General features: G+C 37.4%; 14 protein-coding genes and 1 riboswitch. Of the genes, 4 read left to right on the forward strand and 10 right to left on the reverse strand.

Features of this window, described 5'->3' with window-relative positions; translation table 11 throughout:
* Nucleotides 1-5: 5 nt before the first annotated feature.
* Nucleotides 6-1,685 (reverse strand): DUF6044 family protein, encoded by a 1,680-nt coding sequence (locus tag ACFS5O_RS14240; protein ID WP_205726281.1) that lies wholly within the window; start codon nucleotides 1,683-1,685, stop codon nucleotides 6-8.
* Nucleotides 1,686-2,164: 479 nt separating this feature from the next.
* Nucleotides 2,165-2,608 carry an aminoglycoside 6'-N-acetyltransferase gene (gene aac(6'), locus ACFS5O_RS14245; RefSeq protein ID WP_205726280.1) on the reverse strand — a complete coding sequence of 148 codons (444 nt, stop codon included), beginning with the start codon at nucleotides 2,606-2,608 and terminating at the stop codon, nucleotides 2,165-2,167.
* A gap of 178 nt (nucleotides 2,609-2,786) precedes the next feature.
* Here aac(6') and ACFS5O_RS14250 point away from each other — a divergent pair, with 178 nt between their 5' ends.
* Together ACFS5O_RS14250 and ACFS5O_RS14255 are read left to right on the forward strand one after the other, a co-directional pair.
* Entirely contained in the window at nucleotides 2,787-3,365 is a 579-nt protein-coding gene (locus ACFS5O_RS14250) for a YczE/YyaS/YitT family protein (RefSeq protein ID WP_205726279.1), read from the forward strand.
* A gap of 96 nt (nucleotides 3,366-3,461) precedes the next feature.
* Nucleotides 3,462-4,562: an AbrB family transcriptional regulator gene (locus tag ACFS5O_RS14255; RefSeq protein ID WP_205726278.1), complete on the forward strand. Its 1,101-nt coding sequence runs from the start codon at nucleotides 3,462-3,464 to the stop codon at nucleotides 4,560-4,562.
* 107 nt (nucleotides 4,563-4,669) lie between these two features.
* Here ACFS5O_RS14255 and ACFS5O_RS14260 read toward each other — a convergent pair whose 3' ends face one another.
* Nucleotides 4,670-5,545, reverse strand: a complete 876-nt coding sequence (locus ACFS5O_RS14260) for a chemotaxis protein (RefSeq protein WP_205726277.1) — start codon at nucleotides 5,543-5,545, stop codon at nucleotides 4,670-4,672.
* Between the two features lie 96 nt (nucleotides 5,546-5,641).
* On the opposite strand from ACFS5O_RS14260, the gene ACFS5O_RS14265 reads away from it, so the two are divergent.
* Both ACFS5O_RS14265 and ACFS5O_RS14270 read left to right on the forward strand, forming a co-directional pair.
* Nucleotides 5,642-6,244: a DUF2238 domain-containing protein gene (locus ACFS5O_RS14265; RefSeq protein WP_318300214.1), complete on the forward strand. Its 603-nt coding sequence runs from the start codon at nucleotides 5,642-5,644 to the stop codon at nucleotides 6,242-6,244.
* 97 nt (nucleotides 6,245-6,341) lie between these two features.
* The gene (locus ACFS5O_RS14270; RefSeq protein WP_205726275.1) at nucleotides 6,342-6,641 is read left to right on the forward strand and encodes a hypothetical protein; all 300 of its coding nucleotides are present in this window, start codon (nucleotides 6,342-6,344) and stop codon (nucleotides 6,639-6,641) included.
* A 27-nt stretch (nucleotides 6,642-6,668) separates the two neighbouring features.
* Here the strand turns inward: ACFS5O_RS14270 and ACFS5O_RS14275 are convergent, their stop codons facing one another.
* The 7 genes from ACFS5O_RS14275 to gltB all read right to left on the reverse strand — a co-directional run bounded on the left by ACFS5O_RS14275 (nucleotide 6,669) and on the right by gltB (nucleotide 17,614).
* On the reverse strand, nucleotides 6,669-7,466 hold the full coding sequence (locus ACFS5O_RS14275; protein WP_205726274.1) for an energy-coupling factor transporter transmembrane component T family protein: 798 nt from the start codon (nucleotides 7,464-7,466) through the stop codon (nucleotides 6,669-6,671).
* The gene (locus ACFS5O_RS14280) at nucleotides 7,450-8,883 is read right to left on the reverse strand and encodes an ABC transporter ATP-binding protein (protein WP_205726273.1); all 1,434 of its coding nucleotides are present in this window, start codon (nucleotides 8,881-8,883) and stop codon (nucleotides 7,450-7,452) included. The genes ACFS5O_RS14275 and ACFS5O_RS14280 overlap by 17 nt, the downstream gene beginning before the upstream one ends.
* Before the next feature lie 13 nt (nucleotides 8,884-8,896).
* A complete protein-coding gene (locus ACFS5O_RS14285; RefSeq protein WP_066394178.1) occupies nucleotides 8,897-9,478 on the reverse strand; it encodes an ECF transporter S component in 582 nt (193 codons plus the stop codon).
* A gap of 1 nt (nucleotide 9,479) precedes the next feature.
* Nucleotides 9,480-10,184 carry a thiaminase II gene (gene tenA, locus ACFS5O_RS14290; RefSeq protein ID WP_205726272.1) on the reverse strand — a complete coding sequence of 235 codons (705 nt, stop codon included), beginning with the start codon at nucleotides 10,182-10,184 and terminating at the stop codon, nucleotides 9,480-9,482.
* Nucleotides 10,185-10,269: 85 nt separating this feature from the next.
* Nucleotides 10,270-10,377: riboswitch (TPP riboswitch) on the reverse strand.
* Nucleotides 10,378-10,517: 140 nt separating this feature from the next.
* Entirely contained in the window at nucleotides 10,518-11,447 is a 930-nt protein-coding gene (locus tag ACFS5O_RS14295) for a manganese-dependent inorganic pyrophosphatase (protein ID WP_205726271.1), read from the reverse strand.
* A 106-nt stretch (nucleotides 11,448-11,553) separates the two neighbouring features.
* A complete protein-coding gene (locus ACFS5O_RS14300) occupies nucleotides 11,554-13,032 on the reverse strand; it encodes a glutamate synthase subunit beta (RefSeq protein ID WP_205726270.1) in 1,479 nt (492 codons plus the stop codon).
* A 25-nt stretch (nucleotides 13,033-13,057) separates the two neighbouring features.
* On the reverse strand, nucleotides 13,058-17,614 hold the full coding sequence (gltB, locus tag ACFS5O_RS14305) for a glutamate synthase large subunit (RefSeq protein ID WP_205726269.1): 4,557 nt from the start codon (nucleotides 17,612-17,614) through the stop codon (nucleotides 13,058-13,060).
* Between the last annotated feature and the right edge of the window lie 11 nt (nucleotides 17,615-17,625).

The raw sequence follows: 17,625 nt of genomic DNA on the forward strand, positions 1-17,625 counted from the left end.
CCTGTTTACTTCGCTTTGTATAAATGAATTTTCCACGCTGCTGTATCAGATTGAAACACCTTTTCTAGCTGCAATCCTATATCCGCAGCATGATCGATTGGGAGAGCTGAAAATATGTATTCCCCGCCTAATTGTTTAAAAGGCTCGATATTAAGTTGGAGGTTGTTCAATCTTTCTTTCGAATCCTTTTTAAACATATAATGTTTCCCAAGCTGATCGGTAAAAATGTAGCAGCGTCCACCCCATTCATCAAAATACGTACGAAGTCTTTTGTTTTTTTGGAGTTCTTTCTCCATTATTTCCCGAAAGGCGTATTTGTATGTTAAAGGGTAAAAATTGTTATACGTATCAAGGGTATAAAAACCGTTATATTGTGCAATTGCAGGATGAATTCCAATACTAGCCACACGATAGCTCGCCATGGGTTTTGCTATGTAATCTTCAATCTCCTGAAACAAATCTTCCGCATAAAATTCTTTAACACTCGGCTTTTTTCTATAGATGATCTCATCATTAAATAAACAGAGAATGATAATTTGCCCTATGATCATGTAAGGAATGACGCTTTTAAGTGATTTACTATGATCCATTATAATCTTCAGACCGAGGGCAAATCCCATGTATATAATGAGTGGACGCAAAAAGTGGAACCTTGCAAAATTAAACGTGTCCATAAAATGAAAACGTTCTGTTAATGGCAGCCATCCTTTATAGAACCAAAAGGCATACCAGGCAGATAAAGCGAAATTAAAAACAAATAAAAAAACAAAAACTTTCTCCTGCTTCCACAGTCTCTTAAAAAAGACTAAAAATAAGGCAAGTATGGTTGCGAGAAGTATAATCAAACCATGAACTGTCATTACATGTGTATGTCCGAGCACAAAGTTTTTAAACGTGAGTCTCGTCACCCACCAAAAAGGTAAACGAGCATGAAAATATTCATCTCTTGTATTTGGTTCATCATCAAAGATAAATGAATAGACGAGCCGATATTCAATCACAAGAAAAACGGAAGTCATTAAGACTATGGAGAAGAAAAAACGCCAATTCCACCCTTTTCCTCGAACAACATCCACAAACCAAAAAATTCCTAAGGCAAATAAAAAGAAGAAAAAACCGAGAACAAAACTTGAGTAAAACGGAAGCAGTGTGAGAACTAGATAGTTTCTCCATGCTTTTTCCCCATTACGAATATTTAGAAATGCCCACAATGCTAAAGGCATACCAAGTGTACTTAGCATTCCAGACGGCCAGAATGGAGTAAGCGCAAATGCAAGTGCTGTACCGATCGTGATTAAGGTGTACTTTTGCTCAGATAAAAAATGATTTTTTAATAGTAAATACATGCCGATAAATGCGAAAACCCGAGTGATCGCTTGGCTGATGATATAAGCGGTCATAGTTGGGAAAACGGCATGCAACCAAACAATTCCGCTAAACTCTGTTCCTAGTGCGTTTCTCGGGAGACCGTTAATAACTTGCGGAATCGTTGAATGTACACTTCCAAACAACATCCCGCTCTCATTAAGTACCTTGTACCAAGCAAGGTTGGAATCAAGATTATCATGGACACGAATGTGTGCATTCTCACCTAAAATGAGTAAAGGAGATAAATATAAAAGGATAACGAAAAATGCAAAATATAAACATTTACGTTCGAAAGGATTAACGTTTTTAAAGGACACACATAACACCCCATCATTTAAATAGAGTCGATTAACAGGTTTCACATATTAAAAACTTTGTATACTCTAAATTTATCCATTAAAAAAAGACACTATGATGTGCCTTTAATGCTTCCCGCAATTCTGTGTATTCTTTTAAATAGGCTGTTTTCGCAACTTGTTTAGTGTCTCACCTATTAGTTATAGTGGCTAGGCACTCGAGTCAAAAATAAATGATCAATGATGAGTAAAGTATACCTTCATAGCCCATTCACTTATTTCTTATAAATGCCGAGTGAGCTACTTCTACTTTTCGGAAAGCCCGTCTCAAGGAAGTATCCTTACTCATACGTCTACAAGTAAATGCTGGCGCAGTTAGAAGAATTCCTCCTCGCAAACTTTGCGAGAAGCTTCTCAAATGCTAAGCACGCAGCTTCTACTCCATTCAACTGTCTTAGAAGAAACGAGGTTAGTAAATAACAATCTTTTAGTAAAGAAACTTACTTTATATCTTTAATGAATGCAATCAAACGATTTGCTTCTTTAAAACCCACGCTCGTATGAAAGTGATAACTTGTATCATTGGACAACTCAATATCAGAACCTATTTGTTTGCATCCTCTAGTTTTTAACCAACTCTCCCCTTGAGTAATCAGTTTGTTTGATATCCCTTTCCTTCTGTGATCAGGTTTTACATAAATTCCTTCCACAAAACCTGTAGGGCTGGATCGTGATCCTTCCACATAGTCACTTCTAATCGAAACATGAATAAATGCAATAGGTTCAGCATGAATTAAATATACAATCACTTTATCTTTTTCTGAATTTAGAAGTTGTTTGAATTCTTTTCTCAATTCACTGAATTGATTGTCTGGCCATAATGCTATAGCCAATTCCGTCAATGAATCAAGATGGCTTTCACTTGCTTCCTTAATCGATTCCATGGTCCACACTCCTGTTTTACTTTGTAGATATTCTATTTCGACAAACGCTCATGTAAAATCCTTCATAACAAAGTGTCATTATGTCAATAAAATAGTAAGCAACTTCTTTTCATTTTTTCTCATATTGCTTTATAGTCAAAGATAATTATAGGGTTATTTTGGAAAAGAGGAGTTATTGGTGAAGTTTACTATTAAGCTAATCTTCTTTTTTATAGGATTAATAATCTTTAGTTATGGAATTGCCATGAGCGTTCAAGTAAAATACTTAGGAATCAGCCCATGGGACGTGTTGAACCTTGCATTGTATGAGCAGTTTGGTTTCACGATCGGAATATGGAATATTATAGTGGGCTTTCTATTAATGACTTGTACAATGATCATCAATCGGAAATATATTAACATTGGAACTTTTTTAAATGCAGTTTTGGTTGGCGTTTTTGTAGACTTCTTTCTATTTCTTCACTTACTTCCTAATTCAACGAACACCATAGTTGATATAACCCTCTTGTTTGCAGGGATTTTTTTAATGGGAATTGGTGGAGGTATGTATTCAGAGGCAGGAATAGGAGCGGGTCCGAGAGATGGACTGATGTTATCTATATCAGATATAACTGGCTTTTCAATTAGTAGAGTACGAATCTTCATGGAGTGCCTTGTCTTACTGCTCGGTCTCATTATTGGAGGGCCAGTTTTTCTTTTCACATTTATCTATACTTTAATTCAAAGTCCCATCTATCAAAAATCCTATTTAGTTTGATAAGAAGTGGAATCGCAAAGTGTATGTGTAGATTTGAAGAAAAAAATAAGAAAGTTTATTAATTAACGAAAGCAAACATAAGAAGAAGGTTATACAATGAAATTTAAAAGTTTAAAGCTATATAAAAGTTTTCAACTCTTCATCACTATGACAATTGCCTTTTTAGGGGGTTTCTTATTTAATGTGTTTAATTGGCCGATTCCTTGGCTCTTAGGTACTATGGCTGCCGTACTGATTGTGAATCAACTAAGTTGGATCCCTTTATATTGGCCAGTTTTTTTAAGAAATACGGGTTTGATCATCGTTGGTTATTCAATCGGTTTAACGTTTACAAAAGATACGTTAAAGCTTATGATCACTCACTTGCCTTCTATGGCATTTATGACGATCTTATTATTATTAATCTGTTCAGGCATGGCTCTTATAATATCTCGTTCTACATCCATCAATTTTCCGACTGCACTTACCAGTTCAATTCCTGGTGGTCTATCACAAATTATTACTTTTGCAGAAGAGACTAAAGGAATTGATATTACAACCGTTACGTTTTTTCAAGTAACACGTCTCATCGTTATCATATTTGCTGTTCCCTTTCTGATTTTCAGTCCTATTTTTTCCTCAGGAAGTTCCGCTACTATTCCTGATGTGATTTCGGAAGGAACCTCTTCTTCCTTTTTCCCACAGATTATTCCATTTGGACTATTTTCTGTTGGAATGGCTTTTATAGGAAAAAAAATAAAACTTCCTACTGCTTTTTTACTCGGTCCTATTCTTGGGATTGCAGCTTTAAATATAGTTGATTTAACAGGTCCTCCACTTCCTGGTTCAATACTTGATGTTTCTCAATTTTTAATCGGAGGCTATATTGGATTATTATTAAAGCCTGAAAAGCTTAGAAAAAAAGCGAAAATGATTCCAATTGCGGTGTTTAGTGGCTTCATGCTAGTAACTATCGCACTTCTGCTGAGTCTTCTACTAACCTATCAATTTAACTTTTCCTTCATTACTAGTTTCCTAAGTATGGCACCAGGTGGAGCTGATCAGATGGGAATTATAGGACACGAGTTAGAAGAGGATGTTACGATGATTACAGGCTATCAACTTTTCCGTATTCTTTTTATCTTTTTTGCTGTACCTCCATTCTTAAAATGGGTTTTGCGCTCACAAATGAATAAAGAAATCTCAAAAAACGAATAATACTTCACTTTATTAAAAACAAAAACATCCCATTACTGAATGATGGGATGTTTGTTTTTATGTGTCTAGTGTGTTTTGAAAGAAGTGTCCAGATACGGTAAGAACTGTTATTTTCGCTCAGGCGCTAAATTCAAATGTTTCCATATCTCCGCTAGATTGTCACCTATGTCATGAATGATTTCATTCGTTTTAAAGTAATGATTATGTGAAAGTGGTGTAGTACTGCTTATAAAGTTCCCGCTGTTGATTTCTTTATCCTCAGCAATCGCTTGATTATAAGAGTCATTGATTGTTTTTAATGGATAACCGAAAACGTCGTCTTTATCATATATATTTACCCATTTACCATTTAGTTCTGGATAATGATTCTGTAGATGTGGTGATGGAACTAATATCGGCTTATCAAAATCCGCATATCTAAGACTCCACAAAGCTAAAGGACTTCCTAATGAGTAAAAGCTTGTTAGAGTCTCTCCTTTTTCTAGCGGAGTCTTCTGCATATTTTGCAATACATCTTCAGCGATTTTTTCAGAAATGAACTGTAGATCATAAAAATAATTACTCGAAATAACGGTACCCAAACTATGTGCAATTACGATGAGTGGTGCATCTTCCCCCGCATGTTCACTTAATTTACGTAGTCCTTTCGCATAAACCTCATGAACCTTTATATAATTCGGATTATGATTAACTACTGGCTGATAAGCGATTGCATCCCCAAAAAAGTGGATGACAAACTGTCTTAACTGCTTAAAATCTAAGTTATCTTCTATATTTAGTTTTTTCCATAATAGTGATTCCTTTTCATTAAATACACTTCCCCAATAAATAGGTTGAATCACTAGTTCTTCTTCGGGAGTTGCGTAAAACGGTTTTATCTGTTGAGAAAACCTTTTTGTCAGCATCTCAATAAATAAATCAGAAAAATTTTCACTTTGATTTCCAATACCATGAAGAATGGCCACTGCAATTTTTTTAGGCATGATTAATCACATCCTCCCATAGATGGTGAAATACACAGAAAAGAATACATTTCTAACTTAATATCAATACTACTGTTAGATTGTGAGGGATTGCCTTTGAAAATAAATAAAATCCATCTGTTATTATTAATCATCGTTTCCTTATTTTTTTTATGGTCACTGATTCAACCAGCACATTACCCCATATGGATATTGGAGGTAGCTCCATCTCTTGTAGCCCTGATTTTTATACTCTTCTTATATAAACGATTAAGATTCACGACTCTTTCGTATTGCATCATTGCTTTGCTAACGATCCTGACGTTTATAGGCGGACATTACACATATGATGACGTACCACTATTTGATTGGCTACAACAACAATATAATTTAAGTCGCAATCACTATGATCGATTTGGTCACTTTATGAAAGGCTTGTTGGCAATTGTTATCCGAGAAATCCTTCTCGTAAGAACACCTTTACACATTGGAAAATGGGTACAATTCATTGCCATAAGTATAACGTTAGGAATTGCCGCCCTTTATGAAATTGTTGAATGGATTGCGGGAAAGATAGCAAAGCGTGAAACGAAAGATTTTGTAGGTTCACAAGGAGATATTTGGGATGCACAATGGGACATGTCTTTTGCTTTAATCGGTTCGATCATTGCCTTATTATTATTTACTTCATGGCATGACAAGGTGATGAAAAAAGGGTAGGTTTGATCTTATTGTCACAGTAATTATTAGATCAATCTCAAGCAAATCCTTCAATTTTTCTCTTTTTTCTTTCTATTTAAAAACAGAGGTGAATAAAATGCAAAAAGTAAGTTCGATATTTTGCACATTTATTGCGGGATTTCTACTGTTCTTTGCGTGGTCTGGTTATATAAAAGATGAATTTAAAAGTGACGAATTTCAAGGTTATGTTATAAAAAAAGAAAGAAGTGAAAAAGTAATAAGTATGGGAAGTTCACTTATATCACAACCACAATATACTATATTCTTTGAGGATAGGCAGAAATTACAAGTACCTCATGCTATATATATGAAAATAAAAGTAGGTAACTATATCCAGCTCATTAAACACAAGGATAACATAACTTTATCAGAATAAGAGTCTGAAACGGTTACGTTCAGTCTCTTATTCCGGTAAGTATCTAACATCCGTACTGGGAAGAAAGGGGTCATGAATAGAAAGAATATAGATAAGACCTAACATGAGCAAAAAATAACTGATAAAAAACAGATCGTTTCTTGAAAAGCCAACTTTATAATAGTACGTTCTTTTTTTATCGGATTGAAATCGCTTAGCTTCCATTGAAACCGCAATGCGATAAGCTCTGCGAATACTCTGTGATAATAAAGGGATCGCAAGCCTCTTCATTCTTTTTAAAAAGTTGTTCTTCTGTTCTACTCCTCTAACTCTTTGAGCATTGATAATCATTTGATATTCTTCTACCATGATTGGAATTAATCGGATGGCTGCCATAAAACTATAAGCAAACTTAGGCGATAGTCTGAACTGTTGCATGAGAGAATAAAACAGTTTGACTGGTTTGGTGGTTAAAGCAAATAGCAAGCCAAGCATAGCAAATGACAAAGCTCTAAATCCTAAATGAATCCCCCGTATTAAACTCTCTTCCGACACTTGTATATATGCCCACTTGTAAAGAATCGTTTCTCCTTTTCCGAATAAAATCATGGAAGAAGAAGTTGAAAGAAAGATAAGCACAAAAGGCAGAGACAGTATAAATAATTGTTTATATGAGTACCCTGTAGCAAATATAAACAATAGCAAGATCACGCATAAAAAACCAACCATTAAATCCAGGAAGTGAATATTGATCGCAACTATGAATAAGCTCAATATCGTTACTAGTTTTAGAGAAGGATTTATGCTGTGTAACCATGTGTGTTTGGCATCAAACAATGAATTCATCGAGAAGCTCCTTCTCTTCTTTGAGTTGATGATCCGTTACAATTTCACCGTTCTGAACTTCCCATAATCGAGTGGCAAACTGTTCCATAATATGGCGATCATGGGTAACCATAAGTATAATCGTCCCTTTTTGCCGTTCTCGTTCTAACCATTCTAAAAGTTTAAACGTGTTTACTGAGTCTTGTCCAAAAGTTGGTTCATCAAGAAGTAAGATAGATGGTTTTTGCAAAAAGGCTGTTGCCACACTCAGACGTCGTTTTTGACCGACAGATAGGTTATAAGGATGTTGATTCATTTTGTTCGTCAACTCAAGAGAAGTTAGTATTTCTTTTACTCCTTCTTCCTGATGTTTTTGAAGACCATATGTTATTTCGTCGTAAACAGAATGCGTTAAGAACTGGTATTCAGGATTCTGAAATACGAGGTAAACCAGCCCAAAGATGTCTTTCGTTTTTTTAACATGCACATCATTTAAATAATAGTTTCCTGATGTTTTAATAAGCTGCATCAAAGCTAACAATAATGAACTCTTTCCTGCTCCGTTTTCACCCATGATCGTGATCCATTCTCCTGAATGAACCATTATGTCATCAACTACTATCTTATTTTCCTTGCTTCGATACCCTTTGAAATTTTTCAACTTCATGGTGTTCCTCAGTTCAAACTTATTATCAACGGTCGGTATTCGTTTATATTCATCCCATGCACCAGGGTACCAAATTCCGTACTTCTTAATCTTTTCCTTATGAAGAGAAAAAACCGTCGAAGTATCTCCGTCAGCAAGGACTTCTCCGCCTGGTGTAAATACAATAAGACGATCCGCGAAATCCAGGATTTTCTCTATTTTATGTTCTACGATAATTAACGTTTTATCTTTCCAGACTCTTTTTACCGTTTCCCAAATCTGTTCAGTTCCCTTCTCATCAATAAAAGCGGTAGGTTCGTCTAAAAATACAACATCTGGTTTCAGTGCTAATACAGATGCGATGGCTAATCGTTGCTTCATCCCACCTGATAGATGTTGAATCGGTGTATGGATGTCATCGAGTTCAAGGCCAACCTCTTCTAATAATGAACGAATCCTACTTGTCATCTCCTCTCGAGGCACCTGAAGGTTCTCAAGAACAAATGCTAACTCTTCATCAACGAAAGGCATACAAAATTGAGTATCCGGATCTTGAAATACAAAGCCCCATCGATCAGGAATCTGTATCTCCTCACACTTCATGGGTATGTCAATGGTATGTGGAACGAGTCCAGAGAGAACTTGTAAGAGTGTGGATTTACCACAACCAGATGTGCCTAGAAGAAGTACTTTTTCACCTGAATGAAAAGATAGACTCAAATCTTTAAACAGCATTTCTGTCTCACCTGGAAATTTCAATCTTAGATTTTTTACAGATGTTATGATTGTCATCAAACCACCTCAGTTATTGATCTAATGCTTCGTGATCTTTTTTGGAAGAGGCTCGCACTAAATTTGTTACACCTGTAGCTTCTAAAGCTTTTACGATAGAAACGGCAAACACCCCTGTAAACAATATAGAACTGATTACTCTAAATACGATAAATAAAGTTAGGTTCCATGTTGAAAGATCACCAATATATCCTTTGTAAAAGTCCATGATTAAAGATCCTGCACATGAACTTAACGCAGCAAGCGAGATGACAAAAAGGTCAACTCGTTTATAACGAAATGCGAAAAGGATCAACTCTGCAAACAATCCTTGAATGATTCCGTATAGTAATACTTCAAGTCCAAATTCAGAACCCATTAAAAATTCTCCTGAAGAAGCAGCAATTTCAGCCAAAAGAGCAACTCCAGGCTTTCGAATGATTAAGAACGCAACTGTTGCTGCCATGAACCACATTCCGTATATCAACTGATCGATGTGAAGACCAAATGGTTTAACCGCATAGTAGAGCGGCCCCCATATTTTATACAAGATGCCAAATGCGATCGAGATTACAATGGTGATAAGAATATCTGTTAACTTTAAACCTCTTTGCATGCTACGCTTCACTCCCGGTCGTTGTTGTCGCTAGGCTGAATGGAATCGGCCATTTTTCTAACGTATAAGCCATCTCCCAAAAGGAATACTCATACTGACAACTAATTAAGAAATGTTGAATCATTTTGCTTTTTTCCTGGTCGCTTGCGTTTTCAGCCAATTGATTCAATCTATCGATCTGTTCGTTTACCAGTTCTGAGAACCATTCACCGCCATATGCAGCGATCCACTCCTGATAGATCGGCTCTTGTGGTTTTGCTCCTTTAAACGTTTCACCTATTTCTTGATAGATCCAATAACATGGTAGAATGGCAGCAATGATTTCTCCTAAGCTTCCAGACTCTGCTACTCGGTAAAGGTGAGATGTATAATGATAAGCAGTTGGAGCGGGCTCAAAACTTGTCAGTTCTTTCTCTGTCACCCCCAGCTGTTTCATAAACGTCTCATGAAGTCCTAACTCAGCGTCATTTGTACCTTGTGCATGTACCGCCATCCTAGAAGTCGTATACAAATCCTCTGCTCTTGCTGCTCCCATCGCCTGAATTCTTGCAAAATGAGATAGGTAATACGAATCTTGTAAAACATAATACCGGAAGCATTCTAAAGAAAGGTCACCTTCTGCAATTCCTCTAACAAATGGATGTTGAAGGTTCGCTTCCCAAATAGAAGCCGCTCTTTCTCGCAAGATATCAGTAAATGTGTTCATATGAATCCTCCTTGTTTTATCCAACAAAAAAACCACTTTCAGCTAAGAAAGTGGTTGTATATGGAGAATTCAACATAGGAATATATACTCCGCAACACCACTTCCCTACGCTGGTATAATCCAGATCAGGTTCTAAGAGTCTCAAAGTTTCACTTTGATCTCAGCCTTATAAAAGGCACCCCTAGTGGTTCGTTTTTATGTAGTTGGTTTCTGACTTAAATGATAGCAGTCTCTTTTAGATTGTCAATACTGTTTTTAAAGAAGCACGAATAGTGGATGGCACAATAAAAGGGTAAAACCTTCGTGTTTGGTTTTACCCTTTTAGCACTTATACTACTTACTCATTGCTTCTGTTAATACAGGTACAATTTGTTTTTTTCGAGAAACAACACCTTTAAGAACGGCTGTATTGTTTTCTAATTTAACGTTATAAGCTTCTTCAACAGATTGTGATTTCTTACCAAGAGCTAAAGCTGTTGAATCATTTGTTAAAATATCCGTTACAACAAACATGAATAGGTCTAGCCCTTTATCAGCAATCACTTTAGTAATGGCTGATTCTAATTCTTCTTGATGTTTCATTACATCGCTAGCATCCACCGTATTCACTTGAGCAACTTCAATTTTACTTTCACCGATGTTAAATTCTTTAGCATCAAGTGAAATCAACTCTTCTACCGATTTATCACTTAAGTCTGCTCCAGCTTTTAGCATTTCTAAACCGTACTTTTCAGCATCTACTCCTGCAATTTCAGCAAGTTCGCGTGCTGCAGCAACATCCTCTTCTGTACAAGTAGGTGATTTGAATAACAAAGAGTCAGAAATAATAGCAGAGAGCATAAGTCCTGCAATATTTTTCTCAACTTGAACACCTTTCTCTTTGTATATCTTGTTCAAGATTGTAGCCGTACAGCCAACAGGCTCCGCACGATAATACAAAGGATCGCTCGTTTCGAAGTTTGCGATACGATGGTGATCAATAACTTCTAACACTCTTACTTTATCAATGTCATTTGCGCTTTGTTGACGTTCATTATGATCAACTAAGATTACTGCGTTTGTTTCAGCAGAGACATGTTCAACAAGTCTAGGAAGCTCTGCATTAAAATAATCTAATGCATATTGTGTTTCACCATTAATCTCACCTAGGCGAATGGCTTCTACATTTTGTCCTAATTTAGATTTTAAGTCAGCATAAACAAGCGCTGATGTAATCGTGTCAGTATCTGGATTTTTGTGTCCAAAAATAAGTACTTTTTCCATGCGTCTACTCCTTATAAATAAAAGAATTGTTTTTTGCCTAAACCTTATTTTATCATAGATAAAAAGCTTATGGCTTTTGGAGTTTATTGTAGCATGGAAAAAAGTATTAAGGCAAAACCGTACTACCCATCAACGATAGGTCAACTTGACGTGCACAATCACGCCCTTCTTGAATCGCCCAAACGATTAAACTCTGACCACGTCTAGAGTCACCTGCAGCAAATACGCCATCTATATTTGTCCGATAATCACCATGTTTAGCATCAACTTTGTTGTTTTTGATCTCAACTCCAAATTCTTTTAAGACTGGCAGTTCTGCGCCCTCAAAGCCAATAGCGATGAAAACAAGGTCTGCTGGCCAAATCTGTTCGGATCCAGGAATTTCTTTAAAAACCAAATTTCCAGCATCATCTGACGTACGTTGCATTTGAACCGTATGAAGTTCTCTCAGACGACCGTCTTGATCTGATACGAGTTTCTTTGTTTGAACAGAATACTCCCTAGGATCTTGACCGTATTGAGCTGTCGCTTCCTCATAAGCATAGTCCATTGTAAAAATATTAGGTTGCTCCGGCCACATGTTAGCTTCACTACGTACTTCAGGAAGTTTAGGATGTTTTCCAAATTGGACGACACTCTTGCACTTTTGTCTAAGAGCTGTTGCCACGCAGTCAGCACCCGTGTCACCACCACCGATTACGATGACATGTTTACCTTCTGCATCAATGAATGGCTCTGAAACTTCAATATTTAATAATCTTTTCGTAGCTTGAGTGAGATAGTTCATAGCAAAATGAACACCTTCTGCTTCTCTTCCAGGAAGAGTCAAATCTCTTTGTTTTTGTGCTCCTGTACAAAGAATAATGGAGTCGAAATGATTTTTCAGTTCTTCAGAAGTAATATCTTTTCCTACCTCTGTGTTAAGGATAAAATCAATGCCCTCTTGTCTTAATAATTTGATCCGTCTTTCCACTACATCCTTATCTAACTTCATGTTAGGAATTCCATAGGTTAACAATCCGCCAGCTCTATTTGCTCTTTCATAAACGGTAACAGAATGACCCGCTTGGTTCAGCTGATCTGCAGCTGCAAGCCCAGCTGGTCCTGATCCAACGATAGCGATCTTTTTTCCTGTTCTTTTATCTGGAATTCTAGGTTGAATCCAGCCATTTTCAAAACCTTTATCAATGATTGCTTTTTCAATGTTCTTTATCGTAACAGCAGGGCCAGCTAACTCAACTGTACATGAGCCTTCACAAGGAGCGGGACAAACACGACCTGTGAATTCAGGAAAATTGTTTGTTTTTAATAGACGGTCCAGAGCTTCTTTCCATTTTCCTCTGTAGACAAGGTCGTTCCACTCTGGAATCAGGTTGTTAATGGGACAGCCAGACGCAGCCCCATTAATCTCTATACCGATATGACAAAAAGGTGTTCCGCAATCCATACATCTAGCGCCTTGCCTTTTCAACATATCTTCAGGTTGTTTTTCCGTATATTCTTTCCAATCTTTAAGACGCTGGAGAGGCTTTCTCTCTATCGTTTCTTCTCTTGGGTACTCCAAAAATCCTGTTGGTTTTCCCATTTAACATCTCTCCCCTCATCTCATTTTATTTCAGAATTAATTTTGTTGGTCCAGGTCTGCCGCTTGCTTTCGCTGAGCTTGATCCAGCTTCAAAAGCATTCATGATCGCTTCATCTTCTGAATAACCTGCTTTTTTCTCTTCTTCTATTTTCTTGATCATTTCCTTATAGTCAGATGGAATGACTTTCACAAAATGCGAATGTTGTAATTTCCAATTTTGTAAAATAGCTGCAGCTTTTTTACTTTGAGTGTATGAAAAATGTTGAATGACCATCTGCTTGACTGTTTCTGTTTCTTCAGAATCGATTAATCGCTCAAACTCAATACCTTCTTTGTTACATAACTGCTTCAATAAAAGTGGCTGATGCGTGTAGATGTAGGCAATGCCTCCACTCATACCTGCTCCAAAGTTCTTTCCAACATCTCCTAAGACAACTACTCGACCACCAGTCATATATTCACAACCATGATCTCCGATTCCTTCAACAACAATGTTAGCTCCACTGTTTCTAACCGCGAATCTTTCACCAGCCAATCCATTAATATATGCATCACCACTTGTAGCTCCATAAAAAGCAACGTTTCCTAGGATAACATTGTCATCAGCTAAATACTCTGCTGATTTAGGTGGTGCAACAATTAATTTTCCGCCAGACAATCCTTTACCAAAATAATCATTGCTGTCTCCGTTCAGATAAAGCGTCATGCCACGTGGCACGAATGCTCCAAAGCTTTGACCAGCAGATCCAGTAAAGTTAAGAGTAACAGTATCTTCTGAAAGACCTTCTTCACCGAATCGTTTTGTAATTTCACTACCAGCAATCGTACCGGCTACACGATTCGTGTTTTTGATCGGTAAGTTGAGTGAAACAGATTTCTTCGTTTCTAATGCTGTCTGGAGATCAGGTAGTATGTGATTCATATCAAGGGATTGATCGATCTTATGATTTTGAGAAATCTGTTTCGTACGAATACCTCCTGCTTGATAAAGGAGTTTTGATAAGTCGAGATGCTTCGCTTTCCAGTGTTTTTTTGCACGATCTCCCACTTTTAATACATCAGTACGCCCGACCATTTCCTCCATCGTACGGAAGCCAAGTTCAGCCATAATTTCACGAATTTCTTCAGCTACAAATCTCATGTAGTTTACTACGTGTTCAGGATCACCCATATATTTTTTCCGTAATTCAGGATTCTGTGTCGCTACACCAACAGGACAGGTATCAAGATGGCAAGCACGCATCATGACGCATCCTAATACAACAAGTGGTGCTGTTGCAAAGCCGTATTCTTCTGCACCTAACAATGCTGCAAGCACAATATCCTTACCTGTCATCAGCTTTCCGTCTGTCTCAAGTGTTACACGTTCACGAAGTCCATTAAGCATCAACGTTTGGTGCGTTTCAGCAAGTCCTAACTCCCAAGGAAGACCAGTATGTTTAATACTTGTTTTCGGTGAAGCACCTGTTCCTCCATCATAACCACTAATTACAATCACATCTGCTGCGCCCTTTGCGACACCAGCCGCAATCGTTCCAACTCCAGATTTAGCTACAAGCTTCACACTGATTCTAGCTTCGCGATTAGCGTTCTTTAGGTCATGAATCAGTTGGGCCATATCCTCGATCGAATAGATATCATGATGTGGAGGCGGGGAGATCAGTCCTACTCCTGGCGTTGATCCACGAACATCTGCTACCCAAGGATAAACTTTATTGCCAGGCAACTGTCCCCCTTCACCTGGTTTAGCTCCTTGTGCCATCTTGATCTGCAGTTCATCTGCATTTACGAGATAGTGGCTTTTTACACCGAATCTACCTGAAGCTACTTGTTTAATACTGCTTCTACGGTTATTGCCAAGTTCATCAGGAAGAAAACGGGCTGGATCTTCTCCGCCTTCACCACTATTGCTTTTTCCACCCAAGCGATTCATCGCAATAGCTAGAGATTCATGTGCTTCTTGACTAAGAGAGCCAAAAGACATCGCGCCTGTTTTGAAGCGTTTTACAATCTCTTCAACTGGTTCAACTTCTTCTAGTGGTATAGACGTTGTTTCGGGCGCAAACGAGAATAAGTTTCTTAAGAAAGTTGTTCTTTCCTCATCTGCTAGCTTGGAGAACGTTTTAAACAATGAGTAATCATTCTTACGACATGCCCATTGAAGGGTATGAATCGTTTTTGGATTAAAGGCATGATGTTCACCAGTACTTCTCCATTGAAAATCACTTCCTGAATCCAAAGTGTCATCGATCGTTTCTTTATAGCCTAGTTGATGTCTTAGTGTTGACTCTTTTTCGATCTCTGCTAATGTGATGCCATCTATTTGTGATGCGGTAGCAGGGAAATAACGATCGATTACTTCTTTACCGATTCCGACTGCTTCAAAAATTTGGGCCCCACGATAACTCTGAACCGTTGAAATTCCCATTTTCGACATTACTTTAACGATTCCATCAGTAATTCCTCGTTTATACGTTTTAACTGTTTCTGACAAAGAAAGGTTGATATGTTCATTCTGAATCGCTTCTTCAAATGTCTTATAAGTTAGATATGGATAGATTGCATCTGCTCCGTATCCAATGAGCGCTGCAAAATGATGAACTTCTCTAGCTTCACCTGATTCAACGATCAAACTTACTTTTGTCCGGAGTCCTTCTTTTACAAGATGATGATGCAGAGAACTTACAGCAAGTAAGACCGGAATAGGAATAGAAGATTTATTCATTTCTCTGTCTGACAAAATTAATAACGTTGCTCCATCTTGAATGGCTTCTGCCGCATTTTTAAATAGAGATTGCAATCCGATTTCTAAATCTTCAGAAAATAAAGTTTGCAGAACAGCCGTTTTAAATTCATAAATCATGTTATCTGTAATTTGATTAAACTCATTTGTTGTTAACACAGGAGAATTCAATTGAATTCTCTTAGCGTTCTGTGGTCCTGGATGCAAAAGATTTCCTTCAGCTCCAAGCAGCGTCATCGTAGACGTGACAATCTTCTCACGAATGGCATCGATTGGTGGATTGGTAACTTGAGCAAATAGCTGCTTAAAATAATTAAATAGGGATTGAGGATTATCAGACAAAACAGCTAAAGGTGTATCATTACCCATAGACCCAATAGGGTCTTTTCCTTCTGTAATGACAGGAATTAAATATTTATGGATATCTTCATACGTATATCCAAATGCTCTTTGTTTACTTCTTACATTTTCTAAGATAATCCCTGACTCTTCACCATCTTCATCAAGATGATGCAATCCATTTGTCAGCCATAATTCGTACGGTTCTTTACTAGCCATTTCGGTTTTGATCTCATTGTCTGTAATGATTCTACCTTCTTGTAAATCTATCAAAAGCATTCTTCCTGGACTTAATCTCTCTTTGTATAAAACATTCTCTTCTTCAACGTCAATAACTCCTACCTCAGATGAGAATATAATGTAATCATCCTTTGTTACATAGTATCTCGCCGGACGTAGACCGTTTCGGTCCAGTATCGCTCCAATTTGATTCCCGTCTGTGAAAGAAATCGCTGTTGGTCCGTCCCATGGCTCCATCAGACAACTATGATACTCATAAAAAGCTCTTCTGTCTTTTTCTAGATGAGGATTCTCACTCCATGGTTCCGGGATAAGCATCATAGCCGTATGAGAAGGTTTTCTCCCTGCAAGTACAAAAAATTCAAAGGCTTGATCTAGAATAGAAGAATCACTGCCATCAGCATCAAGAATAGGAAGTAATTTTTCAATATCTTCTGCAAATGCTTCAGACACGAACTGCTTTTCCCGAGCCTTCATCCAGTTCATGTTGCCTTGTAACGTATTAATTTCGCCGTTATGGATTAGGTATCGATTCGGATGAGCTCGTTCCCACGTCGGAAACGTATTTGTGCTAAAACGGGAATGCACTAAAGCGAATGGGGACACGAAATCCCTATCTTGTAGATCATAATAAAAGGCATCTACTTGTTCTGGAGTTAATAAACCTTTATATACGATGGTTTGTGATGATAGACTAGCAAAATACGTTTGAAGTCCTTGTTTTCTTGCCCAGTGCTCTACTTGTTTTCTGATTACGAATAGTTTTCTCTCAAAAACTAGATTCTCTGAGAACGCATCATGAGAAGCGATGAAGACTTGCTTAATTAAAGGACAAGTTTCCTGTGCCTTTTTCCCAATCGTTTTATCGTTTACGGGTACCGTTCTCCAGCCGAGTAATTGTTGTCCTTCTTGAATAATAATTTGATTAATTTGATTTTCTAATTTCTGTTGAGCTTCTGTATCATTTGGGAAAAAGATCATCCCTACCCCGTAACGTCCATTTTCAGGCAGATCAAAATCAGTTACCTTTTTAAAAAAATTATGCGGTATCTTTGTCAACAAGCCGGCTCCATCTCCCGTTAAAGGATCACTTCCTTGTCCTCCTCGGTGATCAAGCTGGCATAGCATATGAAGTCCTTTTTCAACAATCTCATGGGTAGCATGCCCTTTTAAATGAGCATATAGACCAATGCCACAAGCGTCATGTTCGTTCTTCGGATTATATAAACCTTGTGGTTCTGGAAATTGACTAAAGGTCATTTTGAACTCCC

Origin of the sequence: Fictibacillus nanhaiensis, from assembly GCF_042686385.1 — a bacterium.
Lineage (GTDB): Bacteria > Bacillota > Bacilli > Bacillales > Fictibacillaceae > Fictibacillus > Fictibacillus nanhaiensis.